This window comes from Salmonella enterica subsp. arizonae (assembly GCF_008692845.1).
Lineage (GTDB): Bacteria > Pseudomonadota > Gammaproteobacteria > Enterobacterales > Enterobacteriaceae > Salmonella > Salmonella arizonae.
This window is the reverse complement of record NZ_VXJW01000005.1, coordinates 75220-93923: the sequence shown is the minus strand read 5'-3', so window position 1 is coordinate 93923 and position 18704 is coordinate 75220. Positions and strand designations below refer to the sequence as shown.

17 protein-coding genes, 3 pseudogenes and 1 other annotated feature are annotated in these 18704 nt (G+C 53.5%); of the genes and pseudogenes, 6 read left to right on the top strand and 14 right to left on the bottom strand.

The genetic code is table 11. From position 1 onward, the window contains the following. Positions 1 to 2: 2 nt before the first annotated feature. The 5 genes from thrB to yjjY form a co-directional block, all read right to left on the bottom strand. On the bottom strand, positions 3 to 932 hold the full coding sequence (thrB, locus tag F4V61_RS11315; RefSeq protein ID WP_079781615.1) for a homoserine kinase: 930 nt from the start codon (positions 930 to 932) through the stop codon (positions 3 to 5). A gap of 1 nt (position 933) precedes the next feature. Next, positions 934 to 3396 carry a bifunctional aspartate kinase/homoserine dehydrogenase I gene (gene thrA / locus F4V61_RS11310; protein WP_080160919.1) on the bottom strand — a complete coding sequence of 821 codons (2463 nt, stop codon included), beginning with the start codon at positions 3394 to 3396 and terminating at the stop codon, positions 934 to 936. Positions 3397 to 3421: 25 nt separating this feature from the next. Then, positions 3422 to 3542 (bottom strand) — a sequence feature (Thr leader region). Further along, positions 3478 to 3543, bottom strand: coding sequence for a thr operon leader peptide (gene thrL / locus F4V61_RS11305; RefSeq protein WP_001575544.1), 66 nt, complete (start codon positions 3541 to 3543; stop codon positions 3478 to 3480). It overlaps the preceding feature by 65 nt. Before the next feature lie 213 nt (positions 3544 to 3756). Then, the gene (locus tag F4V61_RS11300; RefSeq protein WP_079781617.1) at positions 3757 to 4443 is read right to left on the bottom strand and encodes a tRNA/rRNA methyltransferase; all 687 of its coding nucleotides are present in this window, start codon (positions 4441 to 4443) and stop codon (positions 3757 to 3759) included. Between the two features lie 399 nt (positions 4444 to 4842). After that, positions 4843 to 4983 carry a protein YjjY gene (gene yjjY / locus F4V61_RS11295; protein WP_001541509.1) on the bottom strand — a complete coding sequence of 47 codons (141 nt, stop codon included), beginning with the start codon at positions 4981 to 4983 and terminating at the stop codon, positions 4843 to 4845. A gap of 95 nt (positions 4984 to 5078) precedes the next feature. On the opposite strand from yjjY, the gene arcA reads away from it, so the two are divergent. Both arcA and F4V61_RS11285 read left to right on the top strand, forming a co-directional pair. Then, entirely contained in the window at positions 5079 to 5795 is a 717-nt protein-coding gene (gene arcA / locus F4V61_RS11290) for a two-component system response regulator ArcA (protein ID WP_001194359.1), read from the top strand. Positions 5796 to 5931: 136 nt separating this feature from the next. After that, positions 5932 to 6145 (top strand): annotated as a pseudogene (locus F4V61_RS11285) (fimbrial major subunit SthE); the annotation flags it as partial. A gap of 64 nt (positions 6146 to 6209) precedes the next feature. Here F4V61_RS11285 and F4V61_RS22845 read toward each other — a convergent pair. From F4V61_RS22845 to creA, 3 genes and pseudogenes are all read right to left on the bottom strand, one after another. After that, positions 6210 to 6308: pseudogene (locus F4V61_RS22845) on the bottom strand (hypothetical protein); the annotation flags it as partial. A gap of 14 nt (positions 6309 to 6322) precedes the next feature. Further along, positions 6323 to 7012: pseudogene (creB, locus tag F4V61_RS11280) on the bottom strand (two-component system response regulator CreB). Further along, positions 7012 to 7482, bottom strand: coding sequence for a protein CreA (creA, locus tag F4V61_RS11275; protein WP_000875815.1), 471 nt, complete (start codon positions 7480 to 7482; stop codon positions 7012 to 7014). The pseudogene creB and the gene creA overlap by 1 nt, the downstream one beginning before the upstream one ends. Before the next feature lie 212 nt (positions 7483 to 7694). On the opposite strand from creA, the gene robA reads away from it, so the two are divergent. After that, the gene (gene robA, locus F4V61_RS11270) at positions 7695 to 8564 is read left to right on the top strand and encodes an MDR efflux pump AcrAB transcriptional activator RobA (protein ID WP_000371680.1); all 870 of its coding nucleotides are present in this window, start codon (positions 7695 to 7697) and stop codon (positions 8562 to 8564) included. Here the strand turns inward: robA and gpmB are convergent. Then, positions 8561 to 9208, bottom strand: coding sequence for a 2,3-diphosphoglycerate-dependent phosphoglycerate mutase GpmB (gene gpmB, locus F4V61_RS11265; RefSeq protein WP_000942362.1), 648 nt, complete (start codon positions 9206 to 9208; stop codon positions 8561 to 8563). The genes robA and gpmB overlap by 4 nt on opposite strands. A 48-nt stretch (positions 9209 to 9256) precedes the next feature. Here gpmB and yjjX point away from each other — a divergent pair, with 48 nt between their 5' ends. Then, entirely contained in the window at positions 9257 to 9772 is a 516-nt protein-coding gene (yjjX, locus tag F4V61_RS11260; RefSeq protein WP_038397020.1) for an inosine/xanthosine triphosphatase, read from the top strand. Positions 9773 to 9875: 103 nt separating this feature from the next. Here the strand turns inward: yjjX and trpR are convergent, their stop codons facing one another. Together trpR and sltY are read right to left on the bottom strand one after the other, a co-directional pair. Beyond that, the gene (gene trpR / locus F4V61_RS11255) at positions 9876 to 10202 is read right to left on the bottom strand and encodes a trp operon repressor (RefSeq protein WP_079829299.1); all 327 of its coding nucleotides are present in this window, start codon (positions 10200 to 10202) and stop codon (positions 9876 to 9878) included. Positions 10203 to 10289: 87 nt separating this feature from the next. Next, on the bottom strand, positions 10290 to 12263 hold the full coding sequence (sltY, locus tag F4V61_RS11250) for a murein transglycosylase (protein ID WP_012210570.1): 1974 nt from the start codon (positions 12261 to 12263) through the stop codon (positions 10290 to 10292). Between the two features lie 172 nt (positions 12264 to 12435). On the opposite strand from sltY, the gene ettA reads away from it, so the two are divergent. Then, entirely contained in the window at positions 12436 to 14103 is a 1668-nt protein-coding gene (ettA, locus tag F4V61_RS11245; RefSeq protein ID WP_024132022.1) for an energy-dependent translational throttle protein EttA, read from the top strand. Between the two features lie 81 nt (positions 14104 to 14184). On the opposite strand, the gene nadR is transcribed toward ettA, so the two are convergent. The 3 genes from nadR to serB all read right to left on the bottom strand — a co-directional run bounded on the left by nadR (position 14185) and on the right by serB (position 17929). Beyond that, on the bottom strand, positions 14185 to 15417 hold the full coding sequence (nadR, locus tag F4V61_RS11240; RefSeq protein WP_000093828.1) for a multifunctional transcriptional regulator/nicotinamide-nucleotide adenylyltransferase/ribosylnicotinamide kinase NadR: 1233 nt from the start codon (positions 15415 to 15417) through the stop codon (positions 14185 to 14187). Between the two features lie 101 nt (positions 15418 to 15518). Continuing rightward, the gene (gene radA / locus F4V61_RS11235; protein ID WP_001029715.1) at positions 15519 to 16901 is read right to left on the bottom strand and encodes a DNA repair protein RadA; all 1383 of its coding nucleotides are present in this window, start codon (positions 16899 to 16901) and stop codon (positions 15519 to 15521) included. 59 nt (positions 16902 to 16960) lie between these two features. Beyond that, positions 16961 to 17929 carry a phosphoserine phosphatase gene (serB, locus tag F4V61_RS11230; RefSeq protein WP_058344615.1) on the bottom strand — a complete coding sequence of 323 codons (969 nt, stop codon included), beginning with the start codon at positions 17927 to 17929 and terminating at the stop codon, positions 16961 to 16963. A gap of 116 nt (positions 17930 to 18045) precedes the next feature. On the opposite strand from serB, the gene F4V61_RS11225 reads away from it, so the two are divergent. Beyond that, positions 18046 to 18690 (top strand): YtjB family periplasmic protein, encoded by a 645-nt coding sequence (locus F4V61_RS11225; protein ID WP_000090059.1) that lies wholly within the window; start codon positions 18046 to 18048, stop codon positions 18688 to 18690. Positions 18691 to 18704 lie beyond the last annotated feature (14 nt).

Here is an 18704-nt window from a genome sequence, read left to right as displayed (position 1 = left end):
GATTATCCCAGTACTCGTGCGCCCGCCGTATCCAGCCGGCAAATATGAACAAAGCCTTCCTGATTTTGCAGATAATGTTTGCTCAGCCAGTCCGCGACGCGTTGCGCCGTCTCCGGTTTATCGCACAGAGCAAACAACGTCGGCCCCGATCCGGAAATCCCGCTCGCCAGAGCGCCGATCTCCGCTACCGCCTGCCGCGCCTGGCTAAAGCCAGGCAGTAAACGCGCGCGGTATGGCTCGGCAATGACGTCTTTCATCAGCGCGGCGGCAAGCTGCGGCTGCCGGGAATAGCAGGCATGAATAAAACCGGCCAGGTGCCGCCCATGCGCAATGCAATCCTGGCGGCGATACTGCGCGGGCAAAATAGCCCGCGCTTCTGCGGTCGAAACTTTAATGCCCGGGTAAGCCAGTACCCATAGCCACTCATCAAAGCCCGGTATCTGCTGGCTAATAATACCGTTTTCTTCAATCATCAACTGCATACCGCCAAGAAAGCACGGGGCGACGTTATCGTAATGGACGCTGCCGGAGATACGGCCTTCCAGCTCGCCCATCATCGCCAACAGACGCGTATCGTTTAACGGTTTCCCGCAATGCTCATTCATCGCGACCAGCGCAGCGACGACGGAACAGGCGCTGGACCCTAACCCGGAACCAATCGGCATATTCTTTTTCAGCGTCATCGCCACCGGGATGGTTTTCCCCAGCGCGTGGCAAAAGCGTTCCCAGCACTGATAAACAATATTTTCACGCGGCTCCGGCGGCAGTTTATCGGCAAACCGTCCCAGGTTATTCAGACTGAAACTGTCCGCTGCTTCAACGGATACCACGTCGCCCAGCAACGCGCCGTCAACGGGCGTGACGGCCGCGCCCAGGACGTCGAAACCGACGCTCATGTTCGCGCTGGAAGCCGGGGCATAGACTTTCACCATGTTAAACTCCTAACTTCCATGAGAGGGTACGTAACAGATCGGCAAATACGCCCGCCGCCGTCACATCATTGCCCGCGCCGTACCCGCGCAGGACCAGCGGCAAGGGTTGATAATAGTGGCTGTAGAACGCCAGCGCGTTTTCACCGTTTTTCACTTTGAAGAGCGGATCGTTACCATCGACTTCGGCAATCTTAACGCGGCACACGCCATCCTCTTCGATATTGCCCACATAGCGCAATACCTTACCTTCATCACGAGCTTTCGCCACACGGGCGGCAAACGTGTCGTCAAGCAGCGGCAGATGCGCCATAAAGGCGGTCACATCGCCGGAAGCGTCAAACCCGTCCGGCAGTACCGGCTCAATCACGATATCGGAAAGTTCCAGCTCGCGGCCTGTCTCGCGGGCGAGGATCAACAGCTTACGCGCCACATCCATACCGGAAAGATCGTCGCGCGGATCGGGTTCGGTATAGCCCATCTCACGTGCCAGGGCAGTCGCCTGTGAAAGGTTCATTCCCTCTTCCAGTTTGCCGAAAATAAAAGAGAGCGACCCGGAAAGAATGCCAGAAAATTTTTGTAGTTCATCGCCCGCATTCAGCAGGTTTTGCAGGTTTTCGATTACCGGCAAACCGGCGCCGACGTTCGTGTCATATAAGAATTTGCGCCGTGATTTCGCAGCAGCAAAACGTAGCTGATGGTAGTAATCCATCGATGAGGTGTTCGCTTTCTTGTTCGGCGTCACCACATGGAATCCTTCGCGCAGGAAGTCGGCATACTGGTCGGCCACCGCCTGGCTGGAGGTACAATCGACAATCACCGGATTGAGCAAATGATATTCTTTCACCAGGCGAATTAAGCGCCCCAGGTTGAACGGCGCGTTCGCTTGCGCCAGTTCGGCCTGCCAGTTTTCCAGATTCAGGCCATGCACATTGGTTAGCAGCACCTTTGAGTTCGCCACGCCGCACACGCGCAGATCGATGTGCTTGTTCTTCAGCCAGCTTTGCTGACGTTTAAGCTGTTCCAGTAGCGCGCCGCCAACGCCGCCGACGCCAATGACGAACACTTCAATCACCTGATCGGTATTGAACAGCATCTGGTGCGTTACCCGCACGCCGGTAGTAGCGTCATCGTTGTTCACCACGACAGAAATGGAGCGCTCAGAAGAGCCCTGCGCGATCGCCACGATATTGATATTGGCCCGTGCCAGCGCGGCGAAGAATTTCGCTGAAATACCGCGTAGCGTGCGCATACCGTCGCCAACAACAGAGATAATCGCCAGCCGCTCAGTGACCGCCAGCGGTTCCAGCAGCCCCTCTTTCAGCTCCAGATAAAACTCATCCTGCATCGCGCGCCGGGCATGAGCTCTGTCGCTCTGCGGCACGCAGAAGCTGATGCTGTATTCAGAGGAGGACTGGGTAATGAGTACCACCGAGATTCCGGCGCGAGACATGGCAGCGAAAACGCGTGCCGCCATCCCAACCATCCCTTTCATCCCTGGGCCGGAGACGCTAAACATCGCCATATTGTTAAGGTTAGAGATTCCTTTTACCGGCAGGTCATCATCGTCGCAGGTAGCGCCGATCAACGTTCCTGGCGCCTGCGGATTTCCGGTATTTTTTATCAGGCAGGGGATCTGGAACTGGGCGATGGGGGTAATAGTGCGAGGATGGAGAACTTTGGCGCCGAAGTAAGAGAGTTCCATCGCTTCCTGATAGGACATCGCCTTCAGCAACCTGGCGTCCGGCACCTGGCGCGGATCGCAGGTATATACGCCGTCAACGTCAGTCCAGATTTCACAGCAATCGGCACGTAGACAGGCGGCCAGCACGGCGGCGGAATAGTCGGAACCGTTACGGCCCAGCACCACCAGTTCACCTTTTTCATTACCGGCGGTAAAGCCTGCCATCAGGATCATGTGGTCGAACGGAATCTGACTGGCGGCGATACGGCGAGTCGATTCTGCGATATCGACGGTAGACTCAAGGTAATGGCCCACCGCCAGCAGTTTTTCTACCGGATCGATCACCGTGACGCGATGTCCACGCGCCTCCAGGAGTCCCGCCATAATAGCGATAGACATTTTTTCGCCGCGGCAAATCAGCGCGGCGTTTATGCTGTCAGGGCACTGGCCCAGCAGGCTAATACCATGCAAAACATGTTTGATCTGCGCGAATTCTTGTTCGACAACCATTTTCAACCGTGCAAGCGGGAATCCCGGCTGCGCGTTGGCAAGTCCAGCGAGCAGGTCAGAAAAAATACGTTCGGCATCGCTGATATTCGGCAAAGCATCCTGACCGCCGATGGTTTTTTCAATCATCGCCACCAGATGGTTGGTAATTTTCGCGGGGGCGGAAAGTACGGTCGCTACCTGCCCTTGCCTGGCATTGCTTTCCAGAATATCGGCAACACGCAGAAAACGTTCTGCATTTGCCACTGATGTACCGCCGAACTTCAACACTCGCATGGTTGTTACCTCGTGATCTCTGGTCGAAAAAAAAGCCCGCACTGTTCAGGTGCGGGCTTTTTTCTGTGTTTCCTGTACGCGTCAGCCCGCACCGTTACCTGTGGTAATGGTGATGGTGGTAATGGTGGTGGTGCTGATGCGGTTCATGGATGTTGTGTACTCTGTCATTTTTATTTGTCTGTCTTGTATTCCTATATTGGTTAAAGTATCTGCCTGCCTAAGTCAATAAATTTTTAAATTGGTCACATTCCGAAACTTGTTCAAGTGCTGCTGGCGATATATTTATTTTCGACCAATCTCCCCTGTCATGACCTCTTGCAACCAGACATAATCTCTTATTATTTTAAAAATTACAGCACGTTATTTTGTTAGCTTTTTTTCAATATCATGGACCAAACGGTGCAACATTACCGTATCTCGCTGTCCCAGCCGGCCGATTCGCTGTTGTAGCCAGTCGGTTAATTTGTGGTCATCGGACGCCTCCAGAGTCGTTAACAGGCGTAAAAGGCGCGCGCGTAATGCCTGTAACTGCGATCCATCAGCAATATCAACGGATTCCGTGGTCTGTTGCATTAAACCTGCTAATTGATAGCAATACACCATGACCGCCTGCCCCAGATTGAGCGAAGGGTAATCCGCCGCCATCGGCACGCCGGTCAATACATCCGCCAGCGCCAGCTCGTCATTGGTCAGACCGGAATCCTCACGGCCAAAAACCAGCGCGGCATGACGCATCCAGCGTGATTTTTCCTGTAATAAGGGAACCAGTTCAGCGGGCGAAGCGTAGTAATGAAATTTTGCCCGGCTGCGGGCTGTCGTCGCTACGGTAAAATCAACATCGTGGAGCGCGTCGGCAAGGGTGTGGAAAACCGCAATATTATCAATAATATCACCAGATCCATGTGCGACCCAACGGGTGGCGGGCTCCAGGTGCGCCTGGCTGTCGACAATACGCAGGTCAGTAAATCCCATGGTCTTCATAGCCCGGGCGGCTGCGCCGATATTTTCCGCTCTGGCGGGAGCGACAAGAACGATTGTTACACGCATTTCATTACTCTTTTTGACTAATTTACAGAAAATTAGCTGGCGTTTGTAAGCATATTACGCTTCGCGAATTTACAAAATTTTAACGAATATCACTGAAAAAGCATTTTTGATTCAGTAAAAGACGCTACACTATTGCGTAGCTGTACTATTGCTGCTTATGCTAACAAAACATGGTTATCCTTCTGTTTATTTAGGATAATTTAATTTAAAATAAATTACGCCCTTTGGATTCATCGTATTTATTAGTTGGCTTACGCAACTAGTTGGAATATTGCAGATTTGTGATGAAAGCTAGCATTTAGCTACGATGATTTCATCAAACTGTTAACGTGCTACAATTGAACTTGATATATGTCAACGAAGCGTAGTTTTATTAGGTGTCCGGTACGTCTTAGCCTGTTATGTTGCTGTTAAAATGGTTAGGATGACAGCCGTTTTTGACACTGTCGGGTCCAGAGGGAAAGTACCCACGACCAAGCTAATGATGTTGTTGACGTTGATGGAAAGTGCATCAAGAACGCAATTACGTACTTTAGTCATGTTACGCCGATCATGTTAATTTGCGACATGCATCAGGCAGGTCAGGGACTTTTGTACTTCCTGTTTCGATTTAGTTGGCAATTTAGGTAGCAAACATGCAGACCCCGCACATTCTTATCGTTGAAGACGAGTTGGTAACACGCAACACGTTGAAAAGTATTTTCGAAGCGGAAGGCTATGATGTATTCGAAGCGACAGATGGCGCGGAAATGCATCAGATCCTCTCTGAGTATGACATCAACCTGGTGATCATGGATATCAATCTGCCAGGGAAAAATGGTCTTCTGTTAGCGCGTGAACTGCGTGAACAGGCTAACGTTGCGCTGATGTTCCTGACGGGCCGCGATAACGAAGTCGACAAAATTCTCGGCCTCGAAATCGGCGCGGATGATTACATCACCAAACCATTTAACCCACGCGAATTGACCATCCGTGCCCGCAACCTGCTGTCCCGTACCATGAACTTGGGTACCGTCAGCGAAGAACGCCGTAGCGTTGAAAGCTACAAATTCAACGGTTGGGAACTGGATATCAACAGCCGTTCACTGATTGGCCCGGATGGCGAGCAGTATAAACTGCCGCGTAGTGAGTTCCGCGCGATGCTTCACTTCTGCGAAAACCCAGGCAAGATTCAGTCGCGCGCAGAGCTGCTGAAGAAAATGACCGGGCGCGAGTTGAAGCCGCATGATCGTACTGTTGACGTCACCATTCGTCGTATTCGTAAGCATTTCGAATCTACGCCGGATACGCCGGAAATCATCGCCACCATTCACGGCGAAGGTTACCGCTTCTGCGGCGACTTGCAGGACTAATTTGGTCCTGGCGCCGATCCGTAAAAACAGCCGGTAAGTTACTCTTACTGGCTGTTTCATATGTCTCCCCTTCCGCTAGCTGGCCTCGTTAGCCTGCCGTTATGACGTATTCTTTTACACAAAGTTTCATTGACAGCCAAATCACGCAACCGGCGTTGGCGTACAGTTGGATATTCAGGTGCCAGACTCCGGTTTCTTTACCGACAGTTGCCAATCAATAAAAATTGAGCTTTTTACTCACACCATTACCATGAATATGTCGACTACGCTGAAAATTAGCGCTCGCTACTGTAATAGTGACTGCCGGGCAAGCGAATGCCACGGCAACATTAAACCTGACCTATAACTAACGGCACAACATTTTCTGACGCTGCGCGACCGTAGGATCTATTTCCACAAACTAATTGCTCATCTTTATACTGGCGGCATCGCCTTACGTTGCAGATAAGAGAGCGAATACCAGTCCAGATGACGCGTCAGGAACATCACGCCGCTGAGCGCCAGTAGCAAACGCATTCCGATGCGCATCAGATGCTCCTCAGGCTGTATCCCATACCACGATGCGTTTGAATTGGCGATAGATCCGGATTGATCGCACGTAGCTTAGCGCGCAGCATTTTGATATGCGTATCAACCGTCCGGTCGAAGATATCCTGCGCATCGGACCAGATAATATTCATCAATTGCTGGCGCGAGTACACGCTCTCCGGCGACAGCAGCGGGATTTTGAGAAGCGGAAACTCATGACGTGCCAGCGATAGCGGCGTCCCAAACCCGGCGATCTGTGCCACCGGTTCGGTAAGTTAAAAATGTCCGGCGCGCACCAGCGGCGACGGCGTAGAAAACGTTTTCACCCGGCGCAGCAGCGTGCGCACGCGGGTGCTCACTTCGTGCGGTGAGAACGGTTTGACGATATAATCATCTGCGCCAATCTCCAGACCAGGCAACCGGTCTACTCCATTGCTACGGGCCGTCAGGAAGCGGCAGCGCAGAATGGTATTCCAGCAACTGCCGACACCGCTCAAAGTCGTTGATGTCCGGTAGTCCCATATTGAGAATCACGACATCCGGCCGTTGCTGACGCGCTTTTTCCAGCGCAGGCAGCCCTCAAGCAAATACATTAACGGTAACCCCTTCAAGTTGCAGGGTTAGATGAGCGTATAGGCGATTCCCTGTTCATCCTCGACTAACCAGTGCTGCGTACTCTTCCTTGTTATTATCGCCACGGCATGACAGGCACCGCGCTGATGGCGTTTTTCGGCGACCCCTCGACCACTTTGTCGGAGTAGGCCAGATACGCCAGCGTATTGCGTTTCTCATCATAAAAACGCACAACCTGTAGTGACTTAAATATCAATGAAGTACGTTTTTTAAAAACGACCTCTCCTTGCGCCTTACCGTTCTTAATTTTATCGCTCAGTTCAATAGGCCCGACCTGCTGGCAAGAAATGGCGGCGTCAGACGTATCTTCCGCCAGCCCTAATCCGCCTTTTATACCGCCGGTTTTCGCCCGGCTAACATAGCACGTCACGTTTTTAACATCAGGATCGTCAAAAGCTTCCACCACGATTTTATGGTCAGGGCCGAACATCTTAAATACCGTATCGACTGAACCAATTTGTTCTGCGCGGGCGCTCTGCCCCAGCATCAACAAAATTGAGAAAAGTACTAAACTCTTGTATTTCATATTGTTACCATTCATAAAAGTTACGTTGCGCAATTATTAGACATTCTAAAATAAAAGGGTTATAGATCACAGGATTAGAATAATTACGTATTTTGTTGTCCAAAAAAAAGCATTTAAGCTCAAAAAAAACACTGAATGCTAAAAGAACAAAAAATGCTATTATCCTCTTACCTGATATCGGGTGCTCGTTGTTGAAAGGATGGGGATATTTTATGGATCAGGCTGGCATTATTCGCGACCTGTTAATCTGGCTGGAAGGTCATCTGGATCAGCCGCTGTCACTTGACAATGTGGCGGCAAAAGCGGGCTATTCCAAGTGGCACCTGCAGAGAATGTTTAAGGACGTGACGGGCCACGCCATTGGCGCTTACATCCGCGCCCGTCGTTTATCGAAATCAGCGGTGGCGCTGCGTTTGACTGCGCGTCCGATTCTGGATATTGCTCTCCAGTACCGCTTCGATTCTCAGCAAACTTTTACACGCGCCTTTAAAAAACAGTTTTCCCAGACGCCGGCGCTGTATCGTCGCTCCCCGGAATGGAGCGCCTTTGGCATTCGCCCGCCATTACGGCTGGGCGAGTTTACCGTGCCGGAACATCAATTCGTTACGCTGGAAGATACGCAGCTTTTAGGCGTCACACAGAGCTATTCTTGCTCGCTGGAACAGATCTCCGACTTCCGCCACGAAATGCGCGTGCAATTCTGGCATGATTTCCTCGGCCATTCGCCAACCATTCCACCAGTGCTTTATGGACTTAATGAAACGCGCCCCAGCCTGGAGAAAGACGATGAGCAGGAAGTGTTCTATACCACAGCGCTGCCGCAAGAGCAGGCAGATGGCTATGTCCAGTCGGCGCATCCCGTGCTGTTGCAGGGCGGTGAATACGTCATGTTCACTTATGAAGGGTTAGGAACCGGCGTGCAGGACTTTATCCTGACCGTTTACGGCACCTGTATGCCAATGCTGAATCTGACCCGTCGTAAAGGGCAGGATATAGAGCGATACTACCCGTCAGAAGATGCCAAAACCGGCGATCGCCCTATTAACTTACGCTGCGAATTTCTGATCCCGATTCGCCGTTAACGTTGTAGCTCATCCAATGCAGGGGCGTCCAGATGCGAAACGTCCCCTGCGGTTTCTACCACCCACCCAGACGCCAGCCACTGACTTTCCTGGTAATCGACGCGGGAAATAGAGCAGTTGCGCAAACGTAACCGGCGTTCCGCCCAGGCGGGTAGTCCCAGTATAGTACTGACCAGACAGCCCAACGCGATACCGTGGCTGACCAATAAAGGTCGGCTACCCTGCGGTAACTCAAGGCAGGACGCCAACGCGGCATGAACGCGTTCGCTCAGCTCCTGCATAGACTCCCCGTCGGGAATGCGGCCATCCTGCGTGCCGTTAACCAACTGCCGACGCCAGCCCTCTTCTTCTTCCGTCAGCGAATCTATCTGGCGCTTTTCCAGCACGCCCATATCCAGCTCGCGCAGGCGGGAGTCAAAGGTGATATCACAACCGCACGCCTGGGCGATGATCTCCGCCGTGCGTTTTGTGCGGCCTAAATCGCTGCTGATGATATGGGTGATGCCGAGGCTGCGGGCGCGTTCTCCTACCTGCATGGCCTGCTGCTCGCCTTTGGCCGTCAGTGGACTGTCTGATTGGCCCTGAATACGTCGCTCGGCGTTCCACTGCGTTTCACCGTGGCGAACAAGGTATACCTGTAACATGTTTTTTTTCCGTTATACTGCGATAAATTTTTAAAACTGAGCTTAATTATGCACCAGGTTATCTCTGCGACCACCAATCCTGCCAAAATTCAGGCAATTCTACAGGCATTTGAAGAGATTTTCGGCGAAGGATCGTGCCATATTACGCCCATCGCCGTCGAGAGCGGCGTACCGGAGCAGCCCTTCGGAAGCGAGGAAACGCGTACTGGTGCACGAAATCGTGTCGCGAACGCACGTTTACTGTGGCCGGAAGCAGACTTTTGGGTCGCAATCGAAGCAGGCATTGATGATAACAGTACCTTCAGTTGGGTAGTGATCGAAAGCGTTGAGCTGCGGGGAGAGTCGCGTTCCGCTACGCTGCCACTGCCAGCCGTTATTCTTGAAAACGTGCGCGCCGGCGACGCCCTCGGCCCGGTGATGTCGCGTTATACCGGCATTGACGAGATTGGCCGCAAAGAGGGGGCTATTGGCATATTTACCGCCGGGAAATTAACGCGTTCCAGCGTTTATCACCAGGCGGTAATTCTGGCGCTCAGCCCGTTTCATAACGCGGTGTATCGCTGATTATTCCACATTGTCAGCCTGATAAGCGAAGCGCCATCAGGTGGCAAACGACGACATTGCCGGACGGAGACGTAAACGTTTTATCCGCCCTATGGACAACGCCTCAAGCCTCTTTCAGCAATACCTGATCCAGCCACTGACGTAGCTCAACCGGCGCTGATTTAAGGCTATTTGAACCGCGCGTGATCGTCGCGATCCCGGCGCCCAGCTCATTTTTAAGCTCACGCTGGCTCATCTCGCCGCGTAATAGCTCTTCGATAATACGCACCCGTGTGCCAAGCGCTTCACGCTCATCGGGCGTCAGCATCAAATTAAGCAACGGAATATGCAGATCTTCCGCGCAGGATTGTTTAAGCAGCTCGACAAAACGTAGCCACTCCTGGTGACGCTGTTCCGCCATCGCTGCTGAATAGGGAGATTGCTGAGTCATAGAATGCCGCCATAGTTGCAGGGAGAGACTCGCCGCCCCTCCCGATTGTACTCTTAAACGAGTACAAGCATAACACACCATATCCTGTCAGTAACGTTGCTGCCACTCAGAATCGCTCATTAAGGTCTCTTTCTGTCCCATAAAGTGGCGATAATAAGCGTCATAGGCCAGAACGTTTTTCACGTAGCCGCGCGTTTCCGAGAAAGGAATACTTTCGACAAACGCTACCGCGTCGATACGCCCGGCGCTATTACCAAGCCATGTGCGTACTCTACCCGGCCCGGCGTTATACGCCGCAGAGGCGAAAATACGGTTATTGCCAAACTGCTGGTAGACATACTGCAAATAGCTGGTACCGATATTGATATTGGTCTCCGGCTCCAGCAGTTGGCCAGGGCTGCGGTAGTCCGGGATTGAAAACATTTTCACCGTATGGGCGGCTGTCCCCGGCATGATCTGCATTAAGCCGCTGGCCCCCACCGGCGATTTGACTTTCGGGTTCCAGGCGCTCTCTTGGCGGGCAATCGCCATAGCATAGCTTTGTGAGATATCTTTCCCGCGGGTATAGCGTGTAAAAAGATCGTTATATGCCAGCGGGAAACGCTCCTCCAGATGATCCCACAGTTTTCCGGCGATCGTCGCCTGTACGCTTAGATCCCACCAATGCTGATTAAACGCATAGCGCGCCAACTGCGCCTGTTCGGATTTGGTGCGGCTTTTTACCAGATTAGCCCATTCGCTGCGCGCCGTATTATCCAGGTTCCAGTACATCAGCTCACGCACACGCGCCATCTCCGGCCCCTGCGTCAGCGCGCGGTTTACATGGGCGGGCGCTTTATCGATTTTAAGGGTGTACTCTTCGCCTAAACGCTGCGCCGCGACCATCGGATAAAAACCGCGCTTCTGCATTAAAGCATGAAGGATCTCTTTCGCTTCGGCGTCACGACCGCGCTCCAGCAATAAATCCGCCTGCCAGTAACGCCATTCGTCTTTCTCTTTCGCCTCCATTGGCAGTCGGGCAAGCCAGGTATTGAGGCCGCGACGATCGCCCGTCCCCAGCGCCATACGCACGCGCCGCTCGATAAGCGACGTCGATTGCGAGCGCATAATCGCATCGTCGCGCCATTTCGCCTGCTCATCGGTCACATCACTGCCCATCAGCCGCCAGGCGACGATATCCCGCAGCGCCTGCGTTTGTTCCTCATTAAGCTTCTGCGCCTGTACCAGAGACGGGATCATCAGGCGCGCATTTTCCGCGTCCTGGCGTGCGAGGCTGGCAAACGCGACTGCCGCCATCTGGCGGGTAAAATCGGTAGCGCCAGTGGTACGCGCGAAAGTCAATACGTTATTAGGATCGTTGGCCAGAGTAATAATCGCTGAGGCGATCGTTTGATATTCCGCCGGCATCTGCCTGGCCAGCACCGTGACCAGTCCGGTATTTCCGGCTTTCATCGCCAGCCGAATACGCTCCAGGTATGCCAACGGGTCCTGTTTGCCGGACGCCCGCCAGACGCTGAACAGCTTATCGCAAGCATTCGGCTGGCTTTTGCCGGTCAGCCAAAGGGCCTTCGCGCCCAGCCAGGCCTCTTCCGTTTGACCAGTGATCCATTTTGCGTAGTAATAGTTACATTGCGCTTCCGTGGTTCCAGGCTTCTCCGGGCTAAACGCTAACAATCCGCGCCAGTCTTCCCGCCGCGCCAGCTCATTGACAAAGCGCGACTGCAACGTGCGCGCAGGCGGCAGAGTCGGGTTAGCGCGTACAAAATTCGTGACGGTAATGGTGGGTTGATTCATTAGATCGTCAGTAATCTGGCGATACTCCAGATAAGGATAAAGCGGATAATCTTTCAGACCCGGCATCATCTGCTCTACTACATCCATCTGGCGATTATCCCAGGCCTGCTTAATCTGCGCATAACGATTACGCTGCTCTTCCAGTGAGTCGGCCCGCGCGAGATGACAAAAAGTCAGCAGACATACGCTGGCGGCGATGAGACGCCAGGCAAATGGTTTGGCTCTATCCACAAGCACTTCCTCAATTGTTATCCAATGCAGCTTCATGCCGCGTAATGAATTTATGCTAACCAGTCATAGCCATTTGCGCCACGTTACGGACACTTTTTTACTTTTATTGCGAGTGCGATCTGCTGGCTGGGCTTAGGCAGGGAAAAAGGCTACACTTCGCCTTTGAAAACTATTCACCATCACGATAAACATAGAGGCGAAGTCCAACGTGGCTCAATTCGTTTATACCATGCATCGTGTCGGCAAAGTGGTTCCGCCGAAACGTCATATTCTGAAAAACATCTCGCTGAGCTTCTTCCCTGGCGCCAAAATTGGCGTGCTGGGCCTTAACGGCGCCGGTAAGTCTACCCTGCTGCGCATCATGGCGGGTCTCGATACCGATATCGAGGGCGAAGCGCGCCCGCAGCCTGGCATCAAAATTGGCTACCTGCCGCAGGAACCTCAGCTAAACCCTGAACACACGGTACGCGAGTCGGTTGAAGAGGCAGTTTCTGAAGTAGTTAGCGCCCTCAAACGCCTGGATGAAGTGTACGCGCTGTACGCCGATCCGGATGCCGACTTCGATAAGCTGGCGGCAGAGCAAGGCCGTCTTGAAGAGATTATTCAGGCGCACGACGGCCATAACCTGAATGTGCAGCTTGAGCGCGCCGCTGACGCTCTGCGTCTGCCGGACTGGGATGCCAAAGTCGAAAAACTGTCCGGCGGCGAGCGCCGCCGCGTGGCGCTGTGTCGTCTGCTGCTGGAAAAACCAGACATGCTGCTGCTCGACGAACCGACCAACCACCTGGATGCGGAGTCCGTGGCCTGGCTGGAACGCTTCCTGCACGATTTCGAAGGCACCGTAGTGGCGATTACCCACGACCGTTACTTCCTTGATAATGTCGCCGGATGGATTCTGGAGTTGGACCGCGGCGAAGGTATTCCGTGGGAAGGCAACTACTCCTCCTGGCTGGAGCAGAAAGATCAGCGTCTGGCGCAGGAAGCGTCTCAGGAAGCGGCGCGCCGCAAATCCATTGAGAAAGAGCTGGAGTGGGTTCGTCAGGGCGCGAAAGGCCGTCAGTCTAAGGGCAAAGCCCGTCTGGCACGCTTTGAGGAGCTGAACAGCGTTGAGTATCAAAAACGTAACGAAACCAACGAACTGTTTATTCCACCTGGACCTCGTCTGGGCGACAAAGTCATTGAAGTTAGCAATCTGCGTAAATCCTACGGCGATCGCGTGCTGATCGACGATCTGAGCTTCTCGGTACCGAAAGGCGCTATCGTCGGGATCATCGGGCCAAACGGCGCGGGTAAATCGACCCTGTTCCGCATGATGTCCGGTCAGGAGCAGCCTGATAGCGGCACCATTACGCTGGGTGAAACCGTCAAACTGGCCTCGGTCGATCAGTTCCGCGACGCGATGGACAACAGCAAGACCGTCTGGGAAGAAGTGTCCGGCGGGCTGGATATCATGAAGATCGGCAACACCGAAATGCCAAGCCGCGCCTATGTAGGCCGCTTTAACTTCAAAGGCGTCGATCAGGGCAAACGCGTTGGTGAGCTGTCCGGCGGTGAGCGCGGTCGTCTGCATCTGGCTAAACTGTTGCAGGTGGGCGGCAACGTCCTGCTGCTCGACGAACCGACAAACGACCTGGATATCGAAACCCTGCGCGCGCTGGAAAACGCCCTGCTGGAGTTCCCGGGCTGCGCGATGGTTATCTCGCACGACCGTTGGTTCCTTGACCGTATCGCCACCCACATTCTGGATTATCAGGATGAAGGTAAGGTGGAATTCTTCGAAGGTAACTTTACCGAATACGAAGAGTACAAGAAACGCACGCTGGGCGCCGAGGCGCTGGAGCCGAAGCGTATCAAGTACAAGCGTATTGCCAAATAAAAGCCTGAATGCCGGGTGGCGCTTGCGCTTACCCGGCCTACGCCAGGCCCGATAAGCGCGAGCGCCATCGGGCAAAAAGGTTTATCCCTGCTCGCCCATCATCTCTTTCACCAGCTCCACGCAGCGCAAAAAGCGGCCATCGTAATCAGCCTCTTTAACGTGAACAAACTCGATGTTGTTCTCTTTCAGCATCTCGACCAACAGGCTTTGGAACGCTTTGCGATCCACTGCGCTGCCCAGACTTCGCAGCCCGTCAGCTACCCACGGCGTATTGTTCTCCAGCAAAATCACCAGGTCGAAGCGATACTCATCAATCAGCGCCTGGACAAACGGATGCTCACGCCCTTCGTATTTTTTGCAAAATGCCTGGGTGGTGACGAAGTCGGTATCGATGAACGCCACTTTGTTAGCATATTTCACTGCAAAATCAATATATTGCGCATGACCCAGCGCGATTTTATCGTAGTCGGAATATTGTAACGCCATCTCATCGCCGCCCAAATGCGAAAAGACATAGTCGCGGCCATATTCCCAGGCGCTGGTAGTATTAAAAATATTGGCGAGCTTATTGACCAGCGTAGACTTACCGCTTGATTCCCCGCCCAGAATCGCGACGGTGCGCACGAAAAACGGCTTCACTTCGGTAGGGATATATTCCCAGTAGCGAAACGGATTCTCGCGGATTTGCGCCCCGCTGATATTCATAAACGTGCGTTCAGGATCGACCAGCACCGTCTCAATCCCTAAATGTTCAAGGTACTGCGGCGCATCAGCCTCTTCGGAAGTGTAGATCCAGCTCGGCTGTATTCCCTTCTCTGCCATAAACGCTTTAATGCCGTTGCTCCAGACGTCCCAGCCATGCGGATAAGGCTCCATCCCCTCTTCATTAAAGGCGTGGATACGAATATTTTTTTGGTATTTGAAGGTTTGCAGCAACCAGCGCAGTCGATCCGACACGGTAGGCTGCTGCGACATAGCGCTATCCTCAAACAGCCCGCGATCGCGCGTATCGTCATATCCCATAACGATATGCAACTCATCCACCTGGCTACAGGCGCGCTGGATCAAATAGATGTGTCCGGTATGCAACGGATAAAATTTACCGAACACCACGCCAATGTTTTTTTGCTGGCGGGGAAATTCCAGTCCAAGAAAACGGTGCAGCGCTTCCAGTTTTTGCGCGCTGGGGCTTTTAATTTTGGCGTTAAGTAACTGACTCAGATACCCCTTGGTCATACCGCTGGCGTCAGCCACCTGTTGCAGAGTGCAACCTTGCTGCTTAATCGCGGTTTTGAGATAGTCGAACGATGACACAAGAGTCTCCTGTTGAAAAAGATTGTAGGCCGGATAAGACGCCAGGCGTCGCCATCCAACAACGCTACGCCTGATGGCCTACATCAAATACATACAGATTATTATAAGTCGTCAAAAACGCTTAACGCATCTGCGAGCTTTTTAACACCGAACACCTGCATTCCTTCCGGCGGCTTTTTCGGCACGTTGGCGGCAGGTACAATCGCCCGACGAAAGCCGTGTTTCGCCGCCTCGGAAATACGCTCCTGACCGCTGGGCACCGGACGAATCTCGCCTGCCAGCCCCACTTCGCCAAATACCACCAGATCCTGCGGCAACGGCCTGTCACGCAGACTGGAGACCATCGCCAGCAGCAAAGCCAAGTCCGCGCTGGTCTCAGTGACTTTCACACCGCCGACCACGTTGACGAAGACGTCCTGATCCGACATTTGCAGACCACCGTGCCGGTGCAGCACCGCCAGCAGAATCGCCAGACGGTTTTGTTCCAGACCGACCGCCACACGTCTGGGGTTCGCCATCATCGAGTGATCGACCAGCGCCTGAATCTCAACCAGAAGCGGTCGCGTGCCTTCCCACACCACCATCACTGAACTGCCGGAAGTGATTTCATCGCCGCGACTTAAGAAGATGGCGGACGGGTTGCTCACTTCGCGTAACCCCTGTTCGGTCATGGCGAATACGCCCAGCTCATTGACTGCGCCAAAGCGGTTTTTGTGGCTGCGCAAAGTACGGAAACGAGAATCGGCGTCGCCGTCCAGCAATACTGAGCAGTCAATACAGTGTTCCAGCACCTTCGGCCCCGCCAGCGAGCCATCTTTGGTGACATGACCAACCATCACGATCGCCACGCCGCGCGTTTTGGCAAAGCGCGTCAGGTAGGCTGCCGTTTCGCGGACCTGGGCGACGCTGCCCGGCGACGACTGAATATCCGCCATATGCATGACCTGGATGGAGTCGATCACCATCAGTTTCGGCTGTTCTTCTTCCGCAATCAGGCAGATCTGCTCAATGCTGGTTTCAGAAAGCATGTTTAGATTCGCCGTCGGCAGGCCGAGACGGTGCGCGCGCATCGCCACCTGTTGCAGCGACTCTTCGCCGGTGACGTAGAGCGTTTTCATCTGCCCGGCGAGTTTACACAGCGTTTGCAGCAGCAATGTTGATTTGCCCGCGCCGGGATTACCGCCAATCAGAATAGCGCTACCTGGTACTACGCCGCCGCCCAGCACGCGGTCAAACTCTTTGAAACCGGTAGAAAAACGCGGCAGCGCCTCAAGGCTAATGTCAGACAGTTTCTGGACTTTTGATGCTCCCGCGCTGCCAGCGTATCCGCTCAGGCGTTCATTACGCGCGACAGTGGGCGATGCGGCGACACGCACTTCCGTGATGGTGTTCCAGGCATGACAGGCGCTGCACTGTCCCTGCCAGCGTGGGTAATCGGCACCACATTCATTACAGACAAAGGCGCGTTTGGGAGCTTTCGCCACGGTATACCTCTTTCGTTAACACGTTTGCCGGATGACGAAGCCGCCAGCCGACAATGTCATTATTTCTGATTCATGCTGCCGGAGAGAATGCAGAACACGCCCATCAGGTCAGCGTGACGGATCGTAATCTCCGTCTTTTCATTTACTTTTGGCTTGGCATGGAAGGCAATACCTAATCCTGCCGCTTTGATCATCGGCAGATCGTTAGCGCCGTCGCCAATCGCCACCGTCTGCGCCAGCGGGATTTCATACTCTTGCGCCAGACGAAGCAATATGTTGGCTTTATACTCCGCGTCCACAATATCGCCGATAAGATGGCCGGTAAATTTACCATCCATGATCTCCAGCTCGTTGGCGACCGCCGCCGTCAGACGTAGCTGGTCACGCAGATAGTCGGCGAAGAAAGTGAAGCCGCCGGACGCAATAGCGACTTTCCAGCCGAGCGTTTGCAGTTTTAGCACCAGTTGGGTTAATCCTGGCATCAATGGAAGATTCTCACGCACCTGGCGCAGAATTCCAGCATCTGCGTCTTTCAGCGTCGCCACGCGGCTGCGCAGGCTAGCAGTAAAATCAAGCTCCCCGCGCATCGCCCGCTCGGTCACTTCAGCGACCTTCTCGCCGGTACCGGCCAGTTTAGCTATTTCATCAATGCACTCAATTTGAATCGCCGTGGAATCCATATCCATGACCAGCAGCCCCGGCGTGCGCAGATGCGGAATTTTACCCAGCGGCGCGACATCTAACTGCGCCTCATGCGCCAGCCGCGTCGCACGCGGCGTCAACGACCCCGCAAGGCGAATGACCTGATAATCCTCCACGCACCAGGCAGCGACAATGACCATTGCAGCGCCCAGCTTTGCCTGGTATTGGGTTAAACGCTGCTTATCCAGCCCGCGCCCATACAGCAGCCAACCACTACGACCGGCATGGTAGTCCAGAGGCATCACCTCGTCGCCGCTTAATGAAAGAGGCAGACCAGGCCATAAAGAAACATCGTCAGGCAGGTCGCACCAGGTAATGTTAGGCATTAAAGCTCCTGTAAAATCGTTCGGCCGGGAATCATCCAGGGGAAAATAACGCATGAGGCTACCCTGTAACCAGCGCTTCTGGCAACATTAAGCCTTAAATTTTCAGCAGGTGGAATATGGCTCGCGCAAAACTGAAATTCCGGCTTCATCGTGCAGTGATTGTATTGTTCTGTCTCGCACTGCTTGTCGCACTGATGCAGGGCGCATCCTGGTTTAGTCAGAACCATCAACGGCAGCGCAATCCGCAGCTTGAAGAGCTGGCGCGAACGCTGGCGCACCAAGTGACGCTGAACATCGCGCCATTGATGCGCAGCGAAACGCCGGATGAAAAAAGTATCAAAGCGCTGCTTACCCAATTGACGGAAAGTAGCCGTATTCTTGATGCCGGGGTTTACGATGAACAGGGCGATATGATTGCCCGCGCAGGTGAGAGCGTCAACGTTCGCGACCGTCTGGCCCTGGATGGCAAAAAAGCGGGCAGCTACTTTAACCAACAAATTGTCGAGCCTATACAGGGGAAAACCGGCCCGCTGGGTTATCTGCGCCTGACGCTCGATACCCATACCTTAGCCACCGAGGCGAAGCAGGTCGATAATACCACCAATATTCTCCGTCTGATGTTGCTTCTGGCTTTGGCCATCGGGGTGGTGCTAACCCGTACCCTGCTGCAAGGTAAACGTACTCGTTGGCAACAATCGCCTTTCCTGCTGACCGCCAGTAAACCTGTGCCGGAAGAGGAAGAGAGTGAGAAACAAGATTAATTTATTACAGGAAA

Coding starts and splice junctions, on each gene's coding strand:
- thrB (WP_079781615.1), bottom strand. CDS start 932: ATGGTGAAAGTCTATGCCCCGGCTTCCAGCGCGAACATGAGCGTCGGT.
- thrA (WP_080160919.1), bottom strand. CDS start 3,396: ATGCGAGTGTTGAAGTTCGGCGGTACATCAGTGGCAAATGCAGAACGT.
- F4V61_RS11300 (WP_079781617.1), bottom strand. CDS start 4,443: ATGCGTGTAACAATCGTTCTTGTCGCTCCCGCCAGAGCGGAAAATATC.
- yjjY (WP_001541509.1), bottom strand. CDS start 4,983: ATGACTAAAGTACGTAATTGCGTTCTTGATGCACTTTCCATCAACGTC.
- arcA (WP_001194359.1), top strand. CDS start 5,079: ATGCAGACCCCGCACATTCTTATCGTTGAAGACGAGTTGGTAACACGC.
- creA (WP_000875815.1), bottom strand. CDS start 7,482: ATGAAATACAAGAGTTTAGTACTTTTCTCAATTTTGTTGATGCTGGGG.
- robA (WP_000371680.1), top strand. CDS start 7,695: ATGGATCAGGCTGGCATTATTCGCGACCTGTTAATCTGGCTGGAAGGT.
- gpmB (WP_000942362.1), bottom strand. CDS start 9,208: ATGTTACAGGTATACCTTGTTCGCCACGGTGAAACGCAGTGGAACGCC.
- yjjX (WP_038397020.1), top strand. CDS start 9,257: ATGCACCAGGTTATCTCTGCGACCACCAATCCTGCCAAAATTCAGGCA.
- trpR (WP_079829299.1), bottom strand. CDS start 10,202: ATGACTCAGCAATCTCCCTATTCAGCAGCGATGGCGGAACAGCGTCAC.
- sltY (WP_012210570.1), bottom strand. CDS start 12,263: ATGAAGCTGCATTGGATAACAATTGAGGAAGTGCTTGTGGATAGAGCC.
- serB (WP_058344615.1), bottom strand. CDS start 17,929: ATGCCTAACATTACCTGGTGCGACCTGCCTGACGATGTTTCTTTATGG.
- F4V61_RS11225 (WP_000090059.1), top strand. CDS start 18,046: ATGGCTCGCGCAAAACTGAAATTCCGGCTTCATCGTGCAGTGATTGTA.